The 16,108-nt window shown below is 67.9% G+C and carries 12 protein-coding genes and 1 tRNA gene; 10 read left to right on the top strand and 3 right to left on the bottom strand.

The features are described from left to right. Window positions 1-102: 102 nt before the first annotated feature. The 5 genes from ACOOGH_RS16445 to ACOOGH_RS16465 all read left to right on the top strand — a co-directional run bounded on the left by ACOOGH_RS16445 (window position 103) and on the right by ACOOGH_RS16465 (window position 4,732). On the top strand, window positions 103-816 hold the full coding sequence (locus tag ACOOGH_RS16445) for a carbohydrate-binding family 9-like protein (protein ID WP_420449942.1): 714 nt from the start codon (window positions 103-105) through the stop codon (window positions 814-816). Beyond that, complete coding sequence (locus tag ACOOGH_RS16450; protein ID WP_420449943.1) at window positions 813-1,913, top strand: hypothetical protein; 1,101 nt, start codon at window positions 813-815, stop codon at window positions 1,911-1,913. The genes ACOOGH_RS16445 and ACOOGH_RS16450 overlap by 4 nt, the downstream gene beginning before the upstream one ends. A gap of 82 nt (window positions 1,914-1,995) precedes the next feature. Continuing rightward, window positions 1,996-4,068: a S9 family peptidase gene (locus ACOOGH_RS16455; protein WP_420449944.1), complete on the top strand. Its 2,073-nt coding sequence runs from the start codon at window positions 1,996-1,998 to the stop codon at window positions 4,066-4,068. Between the two features lie 20 nt (window positions 4,069-4,088). After that, window positions 4,089-4,349: a type II toxin-antitoxin system Phd/YefM family antitoxin gene (locus ACOOGH_RS16460; RefSeq protein ID WP_420449945.1), complete on the top strand. Its 261-nt coding sequence runs from the start codon at window positions 4,089-4,091 to the stop codon at window positions 4,347-4,349. After that, complete coding sequence (locus ACOOGH_RS16465) at window positions 4,346-4,732, top strand: type II toxin-antitoxin system VapC family toxin (RefSeq protein WP_420449946.1); 387 nt, start codon at window positions 4,346-4,348, stop codon at window positions 4,730-4,732. The genes ACOOGH_RS16460 and ACOOGH_RS16465 overlap by 4 nt, the downstream gene beginning before the upstream one ends. Window positions 4,733-4,753: 21 nt before the next feature. Here the strand turns inward: ACOOGH_RS16465 and ACOOGH_RS16470 are convergent, their stop codons facing one another. Next, window positions 4,754-7,042 (bottom strand): DUF5916 domain-containing protein, encoded by a 2,289-nt coding sequence (locus ACOOGH_RS16470; RefSeq protein WP_420449947.1) that lies wholly within the window; start codon window positions 7,040-7,042, stop codon window positions 4,754-4,756. A 168-nt stretch (window positions 7,043-7,210) separates the two neighbouring features. On the opposite strand from ACOOGH_RS16470, the gene ACOOGH_RS16475 reads away from it, so the two are divergent. The 4 genes from ACOOGH_RS16475 to ACOOGH_RS16490 all read left to right on the top strand — a co-directional run bounded on the left by ACOOGH_RS16475 (window position 7,211) and on the right by ACOOGH_RS16490 (window position 12,000). Beyond that, window positions 7,211-9,265 (top strand): bifunctional aldolase/short-chain dehydrogenase, encoded by a 2,055-nt coding sequence (locus ACOOGH_RS16475; protein ID WP_420449948.1) that lies wholly within the window; start codon window positions 7,211-7,213, stop codon window positions 9,263-9,265. Window positions 9,266-9,377: 112 nt separating this feature from the next. Further along, window positions 9,378-10,502, top strand: coding sequence for a serine hydrolase domain-containing protein (locus ACOOGH_RS16480; RefSeq protein WP_420449949.1), 1,125 nt, complete (start codon window positions 9,378-9,380; stop codon window positions 10,500-10,502). A gap of 138 nt (window positions 10,503-10,640) precedes the next feature. Further along, the gene (locus ACOOGH_RS16485; protein ID WP_420449950.1) at window positions 10,641-11,321 is read left to right on the top strand and encodes an outer membrane beta-barrel protein; all 681 of its coding nucleotides are present in this window, start codon (window positions 10,641-10,643) and stop codon (window positions 11,319-11,321) included. 64 nt (window positions 11,322-11,385) lie between these two features. Continuing rightward, window positions 11,386-12,000 carry an outer membrane beta-barrel protein gene (locus ACOOGH_RS16490; protein ID WP_420449951.1) on the top strand — a complete coding sequence of 205 codons (615 nt, stop codon included), beginning with the start codon at window positions 11,386-11,388 and terminating at the stop codon, window positions 11,998-12,000. 1 nt (window position 12,001) lies between these two features. Here the strand turns inward: ACOOGH_RS16490 and ACOOGH_RS16495 are convergent, their stop codons facing one another. After that, window positions 12,002-13,333 carry an amidohydrolase gene (locus tag ACOOGH_RS16495; RefSeq protein WP_420449952.1) on the bottom strand — a complete coding sequence of 444 codons (1,332 nt, stop codon included), beginning with the start codon at window positions 13,331-13,333 and terminating at the stop codon, window positions 12,002-12,004. Between the two features lie 174 nt (window positions 13,334-13,507). Here ACOOGH_RS16495 and ACOOGH_RS16500 point away from each other — a divergent pair. Then, window positions 13,508-13,581: transfer RNA gene (locus tag ACOOGH_RS16500), tRNA-Arg, on the top strand. A 7-nt stretch (window positions 13,582-13,588) separates the two neighbouring features. Here ACOOGH_RS16500 and ACOOGH_RS16505 read toward each other — a convergent pair. Continuing rightward, on the bottom strand, window positions 13,589-16,096 hold the full coding sequence (locus ACOOGH_RS16505; protein WP_420449953.1) for a TonB-dependent receptor plug domain-containing protein: 2,508 nt from the start codon (window positions 16,094-16,096) through the stop codon (window positions 13,589-13,591). Between the last annotated feature and the right edge of the window lie 12 nt (window positions 16,097-16,108).

Raw genomic sequence — 16,108 nt, forward strand, 5'->3', positions numbered from 1 at the left:
TCCCAGACAACGGTAGTCGGAGTCCCGGCAGTCGCGGCCTCGGTCCGCCAGACGTCGGCGGGAGTGCGAGAATACCAGGCGCCGCCCGCGGTCTCTGCCCCTGTGATCGACGGATCGCTGGACGACGAAGCGTGGCGCGACACGCCGTGGACGGAGCCGTTCGTGGACATTCGCGGCGGGGACTGGCCCGACCCCCATTTCGCGACGCGTGCCAAACTGATGTGGGATGAACGGTTCCTGTATGTTGGCGCCGAACTGGAGGAACGACACCTTTGGGCCACGCTCGCCGACCGCGATGCGATCGTGTACCGGGAGCACGACTTCGAGGTGTTTCTGGATCCGGATGGCGACGGCCTCGCCTACTACGAACTCGAGATCAACGCGCTCGGGACCGAATTCGATCTCTTCCTCGACAGGCCGTATCGCCGGAAAGGAAGCGCGAATATCGCCTGGGACATGGAGGGACTCCGAACGGCAGTGCGCCTCGACGGCACATTGAACGATCCCTCCGATGAAGATAACGGCTGGTCCGTCGAGATCGCGATTCCGTGGGCGGCGCTCCGTCCCCCGGGAACACCCGCGGAGGAGGCGGCTGAGGCGCCACGTCCCGGAGACACCTGGCGCGTGAACTTCTCCCGGGTGCAGTGGCCCCTTGTGGTGACGGACGGGGCATACCAAAAGGAGCGGGAACCCGAGGACTGGAGCGACCATCCCGAGGACAACTGGGTGTGGTCGCCGCAGGGAGAGATCGACATGCACATACCGGAGCGGTGGGGTTTCCTGCGCTTTGTCGCAGACCGCGGAGGCTCACGATGAAGCGCCGCGACTTTGTCCGGGCCGCCGGCGGCGCGGCGGTGCTCGGGGCGGCGCTCCCCGCCTGCGCCCCTCCGCCCGAACCGGAGGCCCCCTTCACGCTGTGGACGTGGGTTCACGGCAACCGCGACCGGGACGCCACCGCGTGGCGCGAGCGGTTCGGCCGTCTGCGCGAGGCCGGCTTCCACGCGGTCCTCGTGGGCGGTGGCGACATCGACCTCGTCTCGGCGGCCGCCCGAGCGGAGGGACTCGAGTACCACCGCTGGTTCTGGACGATGAACCGCAACGGCGACGCCTGGGTGCGGGAGAATCACCCGGAGTGGTTCACGGTGAGTCGGAACCTGGAGAGTTCGCTCGAGCACCCGCCCTACGTCGGCTACTACAAGTGGGTCTGCCCGTCTCGCGGACCCGTGCGCGACTACCTGCGGGGCCGGATCGCGGAGCTCGCCGCCAACCCGGCGGTGGACGGGGTCCACCTCGACTACGTGCGACACTGCGACGTCATCCTCCCGCGCGCGCTGTGGGAGACCTACGATCTCGTGCAGGATGTCGAGCACCCGGAGTTCGATTTCTGCTACTGCGAGGTCTGCCGCGAGCAGTTCCGGGCTCTCGACGGAAGGGACCCGCTCGAGATTCCCGACCCGCCGGCGGACGAGGCCTGGCGCCGCTTCCGCTGGGACTCCGTGACGGGCGCCGTCCGCGCACTCGCCGAAGCCGCCCACGAGCAGGGGAAGCCCATCACCGCTGCGGTCTTCCCGACCCCATCCATCGCGCGCACACTGGTCCGGCAGGACTGGGACCGCTGGCCGCTCGACCGCTTCTTCCCGATGCTCTACCAGAGTTTCTACCTGGAGGACATCCCCTGGATCGGCGAGGGCGTGCGCGAGGGCATCGCGGCCCTCGAGGCCACGAACCGAGACGTGCGAGGGGGAGCCGCCACGCCGCTGAACGCCGGACTCTACCTGCCCGCGCTCGATCCCCCCGCGCTGGCGGAGGCCGTCGCGACGGCGCGGGACGCCGGAGCTGCCGGGGCGTCGCTGTTCGAGATGGATGGCCTCACCGACGAGCACCTCGCCGCCCTCCGCGACGTGACAGGCTAGCCGCAGGGCTCTTGTCCCCCGGGGACGGCGCCATCAACATCGATGTACCGCGACGGGCCACCGCCAACCGCAGGAGTCTGCCATGTCTCGCCGCACTCGCCCCATCCCCGGGCTTGGAGTTGTCGCCTTCTTCGCCGTGTTCGCTCTGGCGATCCCCCTGTCCGCCCAGCAACGCGCGATGACGATCGTGGACCTCATCGACATCCCGGGTCTGGCCGATCCCCGGATCTCGCCCGACGGATCGGAAGTGCTGTACGTGAGGACGGACACCGACTGGGAGGCCAACGGCACGGCTTCCCACATCTGGCGCGTCGCCATGGACGGGACCGGAACGGTACGCATGACGAACGGCGAGGGCGGAGAATCGAGCCCGCGCTGGTCTCCCGATGGCTCGCGGTTCGCCTTCATCGCGAACCGGCACGACACGGAGCACAACCAGGTGTTCGTGATGCCGACCCGGGGCGGCGAGGCCGGGGCCGTAAGCGAGCATCCGACGCCGGTGAGTTCGATCTCGTGGTCCGGCGACGGCGCCTGGATCTTCTTCATCGCGGTCGATGAGAAGTCGGAGGCCGAGAAGGCGCGCGAAGCCGTCAACGACAACGTATTCCGCTATGAGGAGGACAAGCTGCCGACCGGACTGTGGCGCGTTTCGATCGACGGCGGCCTCGCGGAGCGGGTGACGGAGCCCGGCCTGATGGTCCGCGGCTATTCGATCTCGCGCGACGGGACGCTGCTCCTCGTGCAGTTGGCGCCCACGGCCCTGTACGACGACCTGCTCAACTCCGAACTGTGGGTCATGAACCCCGACGGGTCGGGCGGTCGACAGATCACCGACAATCACGTGGGCGAGGTCGGCGCCTCTCTCTCGCCGGACAACCGCCACGCGCTCTTCGTCGCGAACACGAACGACGAACTCAGCGACTTCTACTTCAACCAGCGCCTGTTCGTCGTCCCGACCGACGGCGGAGATCCGGTCTCCGTGGTGCCGGGCGGGAGCTTCGACGTCAACGCCGCGATGTGGTCGCGGGACGGCCGCTCGATCTTCTTCCGCGCGAACACGGGCGTTCGCCAGCAGATCTATTCCGTGCCCGCCGATGCCTCGGACGCGGGGCGGGCCCAAGCGGTCACCGAGGGAGATCACTCGGTCGGCGCCTGGGACTACCATCCCGCATCGGGCACGCACCTCTATTCCGTCAGCAGCCCGACGAACGCCGGGGATCTGTGGGCGATGGCCGGATCCGGGCAGTCACGGCAGGTCACCCACCTGTTCGATTATCTGGCCGAAGAGTTCCGCCTGCCGCGCATGGAAGCCGTACAGTACGCCGGCGAGGATGGGGTCGAGGTGGAGGGTCTCATCTTCTATCCCATCGACTACCAGGAGGGCGTGCGCTACCCGCTCGTCGTGCAGACGCACGGAGGCCCCCCGTCCTCCGACAAGTTCCGTTTCGCGCGTTCGAGCAACTATGAGACCGTGCTCGCCGCGCGCGGATGGTTCGTCTTCAAGCCCAACTACCGCGGGTCCACCGGATACGGCGACGACTTCCTGCGCAACATGATCGGCAACTACTTCGACCAGGCGCACAAGGACGTGATGGCCGGCGTGGACCATCTCATCGAGCGCGGACTCGTGGATGGCGACCGCATGGCAAAGATGGGCTGGAGCGCCGGCGGCCACATGACGAACAAGATCATCACCTGGACCGACCGCTTCAAAGCGGCGTCCTCGGGCGCCGGGGCCGTGAACTGGATGTCGATGTACGCGCAGTCCGACGTCCGCATCTACCGCACGCCGTGGTTCGGGGGCACGCCCTGGTCGGAGGACGCCCCGATCGAGCAGTACATGGCCGACTCGCCGCTGTTCGAACTGCACAAGGTCGTGACGCCGACCCTCGTTCTCGTGGGCGAGAACGACGAGCGCGTGCCGATGCCGCAGTCCGTCGAACTGTACCAGGGCCTGAAGCACAACGGCGTCCCGACGCACCTCTATGTCGCACCGGAGCAGGGCCACGGCTGGGTCGAACTCCAGCAGCGGCTGTTCAAGGCCAACGTCGAACTGGACTGGTACTACCGCTGGGTTCTGGGCGAGGAGTACGAGTGGGAAACGTCCCCCGTCCACCCCGACAAGAAGGAGGCCGTCACCACCGCCGGCGGTTGAATGTGTACATGTAGTTGCATATGTTTCTGTACATGATCAAGGTCAACATTGCCGAGGCTCGAGCGGACCTGTCCCGGTACCTCGCCAGGGTCGAGCGGGGAGAGACGGTCACGCTCTGCCGCCGAAACGTGCCGATTGCCGAGATCCGGCCGATACGCGTCGCGCCCTCGCGCGACCGTCCGGTCGGGATCGACCGCGGCATGAAGGTGCCCGCGAGCTTCTTCGACCCTCTTCCCGATGACTTGCTCCAAGCCTTCGGAGGCACGAGCGGCGAGTCGTGAAGCTGCTCCTCGACACCTGCACGTTCCTTTGGCTGGCTGCGGACGACCCGCAGCTGACGGCGTCCGCGAGAGCGGAGTGCGGGAAACCGGAGAATACGGTCTACCTGAGCGCGCTTTCGGCCTGGGAGATCGCGATCAAGCATCGACTCGGCCGACTGCCTCTCCCTGAGTCGCCCGTGCGCTATGTGACGAGCCGACGCGAATGGCTGGGATTCGAGCCGCTGGCCTTCGACGAGGCGGCGGCGGCCCACGAAGTGCTGCTGCCTTCCCACCACACCGACCCGTTCGACCGTGGCCTGGTCTCTCAAGCCATTCTCAACGGCCTCACGATCGTCACACCGGACGAGGCGATCTCCGCGTACCCGGCGCCGGTTCTCTGGTGATCCCTCACCCTCGGCGAGGCCTCAGAAGGCGAGCATTCGGGTCATCTTGAGGGTGAGGCTGCGGCCCGGGGGGGTGCCGTCGCCGGTCGTGATCCGCTGTTCGTTCCACACCAGGTAGAGGTCGCTCAGCGGCGCGTGAATGAGGTTGAAGCGCACGTTCGAGTTGAAGACGTCGTACGCCGGGTCGTACTGGATCAGCGCGTCGACGAACATGTCCGGGTTGAACGAATAGTTGGTGCGCACCGTCCACAGCGTCCGCACGAAGCTCGCGTCCGGGAGGTCCAGCGTCGCGTCCGTCCGCGTCATCCCCACCGAGGCCCGGAAGGCATGGGACGGCTTGAAGTTCATCGTCAGCGACACCGACTTCTGCGTCCCGCTCCACAGTTCGCCCAGCGTGCCCCGCCAGCGGAAGGAGAACATGCGGCTCGCGTCCGTCCCCCCCGTCAGCGACCACGGGGCCCAGCTGTAGGAGCCCGCGGGGATGGGGTCGATGCGGCGGTCGAGCGTGAACGGCCGGTCGATGCGCTCGAAGCGCGGGTCCACCTGGATCTGAACGTTGCCTCCGTTGTTCATGAAGAAGGTGACGCCCGTGTGCAGCCACTTGGCGAGCATCCGGTTGTCGAGATCGTCGTAGTAGTGCCACTCGAGGTGAGGGTGGATCTCACGTACCCCGAGCCGGCGCGCGAACTCGTAGCGGGGCCGGATCCCCCAGTCGACGAAGTACTTCCGGAACCCGGTGCGCCGGAGGAAGCCGAGGTCGTTCTGGAAGTCCGGCGACATCTCCATGTAGGCGAGCTTGAAGTGCAGGAAGTTGCCGTCGTGGCCGATCGACGCGCGTACCGTGTGGCCGCCCCGCTCACCGGCGGGTGACGGCGCGACTCCCGCTTCGCCCCGGGCCGTGCCCCCCGGCCCCTTCGCGTCCGACGTCAGGTAGTACACGCTGAGATCGACCTCGCGCGGGAAGCGGATGTTGGTGTCGGCCCCGTAGATCCGGTTGAAGTCTTCCGCGCCTCCGTCCGCCGCGCGCCGGAACATGAAGATTCCGCCGATTTCAGAGGACTGGAACACGTTCCTCCGCGCCCGAAAGAGACCGAAATCGCTGCCCGGCACCCCCTCCACATCGCCCGTCCGCATCGCCATCGCGCCGAGTTGGAGCCCGGCCGTGTTGCCCGTGAGACGCACGCCGCCGCGGATCGGCTGGGTCCTGCCATCCTCCGTGAGCCCGATGCGCCGGCTGAAGAAGGGGAGGAGGTCCTCGTCCACGCGGGGCAGGAGGTTGCCGCGGGTGTTCCGCGCCTGGTCGCCCATGAAGAAGAGCCCGGAGTTCTCGAGGAAGAAGCGGCGTTTCTCCGGGAAGAAGAGGCTGAACTGGGTGAGGTTCACGCGCTGCTCGTCCGCTTCGACCTGGGCGAAGTCCGGGTTCACGGTGACGTCCAGCGCGAGGCCGCGCGTGAGGCCCCACTTCACGTCGACGCCTCCCTGGAGTTCCTGGTCGAACGAGGGGCCGCCCGTTCCGCGGACGGTGTTGGCGAGCCCGTACGGGGTGAGGCGGAGGTCGCGCCCGGCGCTCCGCGTCGCGGGCAGTCCGGTGAGCGTGCCGGCGAGCGACAGCCGCGTGAGGCCGTACGCGCGGGGCACCGGGGACCAGAAGGCGATCTGGTTGTTGCGCCGGATGCGGCGGCTGAAGTTGATCCCCCACACGTCCCTCGCGGAGGCGGAGCGGATCGACCGGAAGGGGATCTCCATCTCCACGGTCCAGCCTTCGTCGTCCCGGCGGGTCTCCACCCGCCAGATGGCGTCCCAGCTCGCGTTGATCTCGCGGCCCTCGTTGGCGATCTGGCGGTCGGCCCGGGCACCGGCCGGGTTCGTCACGAAGACGTAGCCGTTCCGGCGATCGTGAAACGTGTCGAGGATGACGGCGAACGCATCCTGCGCGCGGTCGTCGAAGTCCTTGCGGATATCGTTCACCACGAGCCGGTCGGGCTGTGCGTCGTGCAGGCGGGCGGCCACGTACAGGTTGCCGTCGCCGTGCGCCACCCAGACGTGCGTGTGCTCGGTGGCGGGCAGCCCTTCGTCCGGCTCCGCCTGGATGAAGCCGGTGGCCGGCTCGGCCTGCCAGGCGGGCTCGTCCAGGATCCCGTCCACGCGGATCGGGGCCGTCAGCGCCCGCGCGACGAGCGTGGGGCGGGGCAGCGATGCCACGCCGGTCTCCGCCTCCCCCGGGGCCGGCGGCTCCTGCGCAACGACGGGGAGAGCCACGAGCAGCGCGGCGAGCACGACTGGAACGAGGTCGCTTCGTGGCCAGGTCATCGGATCTCCGGCGAACCGCCCGGCCCGGCGCCGGGACCGCACCATCCTACGTTGCTGGACGAGTTCCGGGGAGGTCCGTACCCTCCCTGCCGGTAGCGGGGCAACGCTCACGATGGCGGGACGACCCCATCCGCTGGCGGGACACACCCTTGGCGACGGGGAGATGAGATGAAGAGCGCGTGGAACGATCAGGAGGCCGCCGAGCTCGTCGAGCGCTATGCGGTCGACGGAGTCGGGGAGGACCTCGCGCTCCGGGTCTACACGACGCGGCTGCTGGGGGCCGAGCCGCGGCTCGTGCTGCACGGGGGCGGGAACACGTCGGTCAAGTCGAGGGCGCGGGATGTGACGGGCGCCGAACTGGACGTGCTGTACGTGAAGGGCAGCGGGTGGGACATGGGGACGATCGAGCCCCCCGGACTTCCCGCGGTGCAACTCGACCCACTCCTCGGGCTGGCGGAGATCGACACCCTGTCCGACGAGGACATGGTCAACCTGCAACGCCGCAACCTGCTCGATTCGAAGGCGCCGAACCCTTCGGTGGAGACGCTCCTGCACGCGTGGGTGCCGCGCACGTTCATCGACCACACGCACGCCAATGCGGCCCTCGTTCTCACGGACCAGCCCGAGGGGGAGGAGATTTGCCGCGAGGTCTATGGCGACCGCGCCGCGATCGTCCCCTACATCATGCCCGGCTTCGATCTCGCAAAGGCCGCGAAGGCGGCGGCGGACGCCCATCCGGAGGCGGAGGGGCTCGTCCTCATCAAGCACGGCCTGTTCACCTTCGGAGACACGGCGCGGGAGGCGTATGAACTCATGATCGAGTTCGTCAGCCTCGCCGAAGCGCGCATCGAGGGTGGGCGCAGGACCGTGTTCGCCAGCGCCGCAACTTCTGGCGCGGTTGCTTCCGCGAGCGAGATCGCGCCCGCCATCCGTGGCATGCTGGCGAACCGGCGGGAGAGCAATGGGGCGGAGTGCGAGCGCTTCATCCTCGAGCACCGGGCCAGCCCGGCCATCCTCGCCTACGTCGTCGGCGAAGAACTGTCGCGCTACAGCCAGATCGGCACGGTCACGCCCGACCACGCGATCCGCACCAAGCCGCTCCCCGTCGTGCTCCCCGCGCCACCCGCTGGCGACCTCACCGCCTGGACCGGAGAGGCGCGGGCCGCGGTCGACGCCTACCGGGCGGCCTACACGGCCTACTTCGAGCGCCACAACCCGCGCTACGGCGGGACGAAACGCATGCTCGACCCAAGTCCGCGCGTGGTCCTGGTGCCGGGTGTGGGTCTGTTCGCGAGCGGCCGCGACGCGCGGGCCGCGGCCGCCGCGGCGGACCTCGCCGAGACCACTGTCGATGTCATCGCGGACGCGGAGAGCATGGACCGCTTCGAGAGCATCACCGAGGCCGAGCTGTTCGACATCGAGTACTGGTCGCTCGAACAGGCGAAACTGGCCGGCGCGAAGGAGAAGACGCTGGCCCGTCACGTCGTGGTGGTCACGGGCGGCGCGGGCGCGATCGGGCGGGCCACGGCCACCGCGTTCCGGGCCGCCGGCGCCGAGGTCGCCCTCTTCGACCTCCCCGGCCCCTCGCTCGACACCGCCGCCGGGGCCGGTGCGGGGCTCGCGGTCCCATGCGACGTGACAGACGATGCGTCCGTCGACCGCGCGTTCGATATCGTCGCCGCCCGCTTTGGAGGCGTCGACATTCTCGTCTCGAACGCCGGGGCGGCCTGGCGCGGTCCCATGGCGGACGTGTCGGACGACGTGCTGCGAGAGAGCTTCGAGTTGAACTTCTTTGCCCACCAGCGCGTCACGCGGGCGGCGGTGCGCATGATGCGCGCCCAGGGGACGGGCGGCTGCCTCCTCTTCAACGTTTCGAAGCAGGCCGTCAACCCGGGCCCGGACTTCGGCCCGTACGGTTTACCGAAGGCGGCGACCCTTGGACTCGTGCGTCAGTACGCCATCGAACACGGCTGGGAGGGAATCCGATCGAACGGCGTCAACGCCGACCGCATCCGGAGCGGCGTCCTCACCGACGAGATGATCGCGGCCCGCTCCGAAGCGCGCGGCGTGACCGAAGATACCTACCTGCGGGGCAACCTCCTCGGCCGCGAGGTCAGGGCCGAGGATGTCGCCCGGGCGTTCGTCTCGCTGGCCCTCGCCCGCGCGACGACCGGCGCGATCCTCACCGTGGACGGCGGCAACGTCGCCGCTGCCCTCCGATGACCCGAAGCGGTCGCGTGACCCTTCGTGTGCAGGTGAACCTCCTCGGCCAAGTGGTCTCGCTCGCGGCGTACTTCGTCCTGGCCGCCTGCGCGCCGCAGTCGGAGGGGCCCGGATGGCCGGGCGATACTTGGCCCGTCTCCACGGCGGAAGCCGAGGGGTCGACCCTGCCGCGATCGACTCGCTCATCGCCGATATCGACGCGGGTCGATACGGCCTCATCGACCAATTCCTCCTCATCCGCAACGGCCGCGTGATCGCGGACCGGCACTGGGACCACGCCGAGACGTACGCCGAACTCCTGTCCGCGCAGGAGGACACCGTCGACCATCAGTACAACTACGATCATCCGTCGTGGCACCCGTATTACCGGAACACCGACCTGCACTCGCTCCAGTCCGTCACCAAGAGCGTGACCTCGGTCGCGTTGGGGATCGCGGTGGACGAGGGCCACATTCCGGATGTCGAGGCGCCGGTCTGGCCGTACTTCGAGACGTATGGCGTCGATCTCGCGGATCCGCGCCGCGCCGCCGCCTCGCTGGAGGACTTCCTCACCATGCGGAGCGGGATCGACTGGGCGATCCCGGGCCAGACGTACGACGACGACACGCACCCCACGACGATCCTCGAGGCGAGCGACCGGTGGATCGACTACGTCGTCGCGCAGCCGGTGGGTACCGAGCCAGGGACGCGCTTCGACTACAACGACGGAGTGAGCGTGCTGCTCGGAAAGATCGTGCGCCAAGCCGCGGGACAGCGCTTGGACGCTTGGGCGGAGGAACGCCTCTTCAGTCCCATCGGGATCGAAGAATACTACTGGAAGATCACCCCCGACGGCGAGGTGGACAGCGAGGGCGGCCTCTACCTTTCCACGCACGACGTGGCCCGGATCGCATACCTCATGCTGCGGGGCGGGGAATGGGACGGCCGTCAGATCGTTTCCCGGCAATGGGTCGAAGCGTCGACCTCACCCGTCGTCCCCGCCGTGGCGCCCGATAACGACCGGCTCGACACGGGCTACGGATACCAGTGGTGGGTGCCTGTGCACGAGAATGGTGAAACGCGGGTATTCGCGGGGAACGGATACGGAGGGCAGTTCGTCCACGTCGTCCCCGAATACGAACTGATTTCCGTCTTCAACGGCTGGACGCTTCACGATCAGCCCGAACTCTTCAGCTGGACGGCGCTTCAGGACCGCATCCTCCCCGCGATCGTCCCCGCGAACGACGCCTCCCCTTGAACGGCGGGCTTCGGCGCATGGGGCCTTCGCCGGAGCATTTGGCGGGCCGAATCTACTTTGCTGCGGACACGAGGCACGGGTAGCTTCGAGAGCAGACGTCAGTGCTCCCGCCCGCCTGCTCCCGCCTGGAGACAGATCATGAAATCATCGCGCCGGCTCCTGGTCGCGCTCTTCTCGATCAGCTGCGTGACACCCGTCCCCGTTCTGGCTGGACAGACCGTGGTGGGTTTCCGCGCCGGCCTCACCCGCAGCACGCTCTCGTTCGGAGACACGCCAATACCGGTACTTCAGGAATCGCGATCGCGGGCCCGTTTCGGAGTGTCCGCGACCGCCCCGGTCACAGGCGGCCTCGGGATCCGGTTCAGCGGGGGCTACGTTCAGGCGGGGGGTGGCTTTGCACTCGACCTGTCCGGGTTCGTCCCCGGTCTGGATCAGGACGACGTGCCGCCAGACGCGAGGATCAAGGCCGGGCTTGATCTCGACTACCTCCGTTTCTCGGCTCTTGCCAGGGCCGCGTTGCCCATGGAAGGCCGTCGGGTGGCGGTCTATTTCCTCGCTGGACCGTTCGTCGGATTCAGTTCCGGCTGCAGCATGTCCGTCGAGGCACAAGACGTGAGCATAGGCGTCGACTGCGACGAAGCCGATCTCGACTGGCCGGGTACAGATTTCGGAATGTCCGGTGGCGCCGGCCTGGAAGTCGGTGTTTCGGACGGCATGGGAGTGTCGATCGAGGCCCTGTACGACCTGGGTCTGAAGGACCTGGAGGACGCGAAGACCCGTGTCCTTTCCGTTATGGCGGGACTCGTCTTTTCTCTGTGAGGCTCTTCCCGCATCGAGTCGGTCATCGACCGGAGGTGCACGCCTGAAGATCTCTCCGCTTCCGATGGCTGCTCTCCTTTTCCTCGGAGGTCTGGCACCCGCATCCCCCCTTGGCGGGCAGACCACTGTTGGCATTCACGCCGGACTGACCCGAGCGAGACTGGCCGACCTGGAAGCTCTGACGGAACAGGAATCGAGGTCCGGCATCCGCCTGGGAGTGTCCACGACGGTGCCGGTTTCGGGCAGCATGGGTCTTCGATTCGCGGGGAGCTACGTCCAGGCCGGCGGAGGACCGCGGGTCCCGCAGCTCGAGGTCGACTACTTCCGTATCTCGGCTCTGGCGAGAATCGGGCTTACGCAAGCGAGCCGCAGGGGGGGCGCGTACTTCCTGCTCGGACCGTACTGGGGATTGCGGACGGCCTGTTCCGCTTCGGTCTCCGGGGGCGGAGCGAGCTTCAACGCCGACTGCGACGCTACCGATATCCGGCTCTCAAACACGGACTTCGGTGTCTCGGGCGGGGCGGGCCTGGAAGTGCCCGTTGCGAGCCACATGGGAGTGGCGCTCGAATTCCTCTACGATCTCGGGATACAGGGCCTGGGTGGCTCCGCTCCGGGTCTGGGTGGCTCGAAGACGACCCGTGTCTTCTCGATTCTCGCGGGACTCGTCTTTTCTCCCTGACTCAGGCGGGTTCGAGGCGAGCGGCGTGATGCTCGATTTCGGCGGCCAGCTGCTCCATCTCGGCGAGGACGGTGGCCTCGTCGATCGTCTCGAGGGTCCGGTCGCGCATGACCCAGCGGCCGTCGACCATCACCGAGCGCACATCGTCGCGGCCCACCGTGTAGACGAGGTGGCCGTACACGTCGTACATCGGCATCAGGTGGGGTCGTGCCAGATCGATGAGGATGAGGTCCGCGCGGTAGCCCTCCGCCAGCCGTCCCACTTGCTCGCCCAGTCCCAGCGCCTCCGCCCCGACCGTCGTCGCCATGCGGACGACTTCGCGGGCGGGCGTGAGCATCGGATCCATGTGAACGCCACGCTGCAGTAGCCCTGCGAAACGCATCGCGGTCCACATGTCGAGGTCGTTCGAACTCACCGGGCCATCCGTGCCGATGGCGACGGGAATCCCTTCCTCCAGCAGGCGGGCGACCGGCGCGATCCCCGACCCGAGCTTGAGGTTCGAGAGCGGGTTGTGGAGAACCGCCGCCCCGGAGCGCCGGAGACGCGCGAAATCGTCGTCGACCAGGTGGACGCAGTGCGCGAGTACGGTGTGGTCGTCCAGAGTGCCGAGTTCATCGAGATGGGCGACGGGTGTGTGCCCGAAGCGTTCGGTCGTCTGCCGCACCTCGGTCGCCGTCTCGGAGCAGTGCGTGTGGAAGAGGGCTCCCGCCCGGTCCGCCAGATCGCGGGCCGCCCGTAGACCCTCCGGCGAGACCGTGAGCGCATTGTGCGGCTGCACACACGGGGTGATCAGCGGCTCGGCCGCGTAGCGCTCCAGCCAGCGCTCGCCCGCGGCGATCCGGCGCTCGACCGCCAACCCATCGGGTCCGTCGAAGTCGAAGAAGATGGGTCCGGTCACGAGCCGGAAGCCGGCCCCGAGCGCCGCGTCGGCGGCCGCCTCCGGGAACCAGAACATGTCGAGCGCACATGTCGTCCCGCCGCGGATCATCTCCGCCATCGAGAGCCGCGCCCCCAGTTCGACGCTCTCCCGGCTGACGAACTCGCGCTCGGAGATCCACAGCCGCTCCAGCCACGCCTCGAGCGGCAGCTCCTCCACGAGACTCCGGAAGAGGGAGTCCCCCAGATGCGTGTGCACGTTCACCAGTCCCGGCATGAGCAGCTTCCCGGCGGCGTCGATCGTCTCGGCGGCGGTCACGCCTTCGAGGTCCGCGCGCGTTCCCACCGCGACAATCACGCCGTCCCGCACCGCGACGGCGCCCGTCTCGAGGATCCGTTCTTCGGCGTCCATCGTCAGGACAAGAGGCCCAAGGAGGAGAGTGTCTACAGGTTGCATGGATGGTTCCGGGGAGGCTGATCGTTTGGCGCGGCCGGGTGGGCGCAATCTCTATCCCCGTAGAGGGGATTTCAAACGGTCCGCCCTATCCTGGCGGCTGGATCGCTTGGCCGTCCTCAGGCTCGGTCGCTAGATTCGCGGCGCGGTTCCCGGCGAGCAGGCGGGTGCCGCTCCGGCCCCGTAGCTCAGGCGGATAGAGCGCGGGATTCCTAATCCCGAGGCCGCTGGTTCGAGTCCAGCCGGGGTCATTCTCGCTCAGTTCCCGACCACGTTGACCCGCATGTACCAGATGCGTCCCGCGACACCGTAGGGCGACTCCGATGGGTACTCCATCGTCCAGAGTTGAGCCACGGCGTCGTCCGGGAGCCGGTTCGGCAGCCGGTCGAACAGGTTGTTGGCCCCGACGCCCAGCTGGATGCGGTCGCCCACGCGGAAGCTGAACTCCAGGTCGGCGATGGCCGCCGCGTCGATCGTGACGTTCTCCTCGAAGATGAACGGCGTTGTGACGGAACCGATGTGGTTCACGCCGAACCTCGCACCGAACCCCTTTGCGAAGCGCAGGTCGGCGCTGACGCCGATCCGCTGTCCGGGTTGCGAGTCCTCGATCAGCGTCTGCTGGGTGTCTCCGATGAAGTTCTCGTTGCGGTTGGCGGTGATTTTCGTGTTGTTCCGGTGCAAGCTGGCCGACAGGTCCGCAGCCCCCCAGTCCATGCCGCGGAAGCGCCAGCTCGCCGCCAGGTCGAACCCCTGCGTGCGCGTGTCGATCGCGTTGGTCCAGAACGCCACGGCGTCCACCGGCCGACCCTGAAACTGCGCGCCGGGCCGCAGCCCGTGGCTCGGATCGAGGCTCCGGGTCAGGGCAATCGCGTCCTTGACGGCGACGCGGTAGTAGTCCGCCGTCACCAACAGGCCGGCGTCGTTGGAATAGACGAGTCCGCCCGTGAGGCTGAGCGACGTTTCGTGGTTCAGCGAGCAGGCTCCGAAGTCCGAGCACGCGATCGGATCGCCCTCCGGCAGGAATCCGGCGCTTACCAGACCCTCGCTGCCGCCCACGAAACCGATCGTGTTGAATCCCCGCTGCGGCAGCCGTGGCGCCCGGAAGCCGGTGGAGACCGCGCCGCGGAGCGCGGCGCCCGATTCGCCCAACTCCAGGCGGCCGGCCAGCTTGCCGGTCAGCGAACTTCCAGCGTCGGTATAGTGCTCATAGCGAAGAGCGCCGCCCAAAGTACGCCCGCTCGGCGAGCGCAACTCCATATCCGCATACGCTCCGACGCTGTTGCGGTCCTGTTCACTCAGCCGGGCCGAGGTCGGGCTGTAGCCCGGGTAGCCCTGTATCCCGCAGCTCGCGTAAACGGTCCCGTCGTTCTGGTGATGGGCCGCCGGAAAGCTGCCGGGCGTATCGCTCGGTCCGCACGCCCACGAAGCCCGGTCGCCGGCTTCCATCCAGTACGAGTCCCTCCGAAACGCTCCGCCAACAGCCAGAAACGCCGGGGTCGAACCCACCTCGAGTTCCCGCGTCGCGTCGGCGTTCAGCGTCCACTGGCGCACGTTGAGCCCGCCGCTGAACGTGTTCCTGGGTCCGGCGTTGGCCGCGATCGAGGCTCCGTCGGCCCCGGGGTTCCCCGCCAGGTACTCGGCCGCGTAGGACGGGTTGATCGAATTCGCGGCGTTGAAGGCGAACCGGCCGTGCCCGAACCCGAGGCTGAGATCTCCCGACCACTCGCCCATGTCGCCGCGCAGCCCCGCCACGGCGGACTTGTCCATGAGGTCCGACTCCTCGATGGGGAAGAAGCCATCCGGATAGACGTAGCTGACCGAGCGAGGCACCCAGTCCGCCTTGCGGTACAGGCCGTCCGAGACCGCTTCGCGCCCGGAGTATCCCCCGAAGGCATAGAACTCGGCCGATTCGCCGAGAGGGATCGCGGCATTGGCCATGAAACCCGCGCCCTTGTAGTCGGGCTCGCCGTTTCGCTGCAGCTGGATGAGCTTTCCACCATCCGCACAGGGGCCGTAGGACGGGTCGGGACCGAAGCAGGTGGGTGCGGCGCCCGCCCGGTTCGTGACCTCCTGGCGCGCGATCTCCATCGTGATGTTGAAGAAGCCGTCTCCGAGCGGAACCCCGGCGTTGGCCGAAGTGAACAGCCTCATGCCGTCCCCACGCGAGGTTCGGCCGAGGTAGGTGGCCGCGCTCACACCGCTGGCGTCGTCCTTGAGCACGATGTTGATCACGCCCGCGATGGCATCCGAGCCGTACTGCGAAGCCGCGCCCTCGCGCAGCACTTCGATCCGCTTGATGGCGTGGACCGGAATGGCCCGCAGATCGGTCCCGGTCGTCCCCTGTCCGGCCGCCGCGAGCAACTTCGCGAATGCGACTCCGTGCCGTCGCTTGCCATTGACGAGAACGAGCACCTGGTCGCCGTTCATGCCGCGCAACGTGGCTACGTGGAGGGCCGCGCCATCGCCGGCGGACAACCGCGTGGAATTGAAGGACGGCGCGATCTTGCCCAGCACCTCGCCAAGGTCGACCTCCCCCATGCGCGCGATCTCCTCGGCGCTGTAGATGTCCACGGGGACGGAGAGCGTGGCGGGATCCTCGACCCCCGCCCGTGAGCCCACCACGACCTCGAGCTGCTGCACCACGACGACCGTGTCCGGCGGTTCCTGGGCCGCTGCCGAGCCGGTCGAAGCAAGGGTGACAAGGACCGCCGGGGCGAGGAATGAAGTCGGGCGGAAGAAGGACCGGAGGAATGACGAAGCGTTCATGATCATTATTCT

It is taken from the genome of Candidatus Palauibacter sp. (assembly GCF_965213655.1).
GTDB lineage: Bacteria > Gemmatimonadota > Gemmatimonadetes > Palauibacterales > Palauibacteraceae > Palauibacter.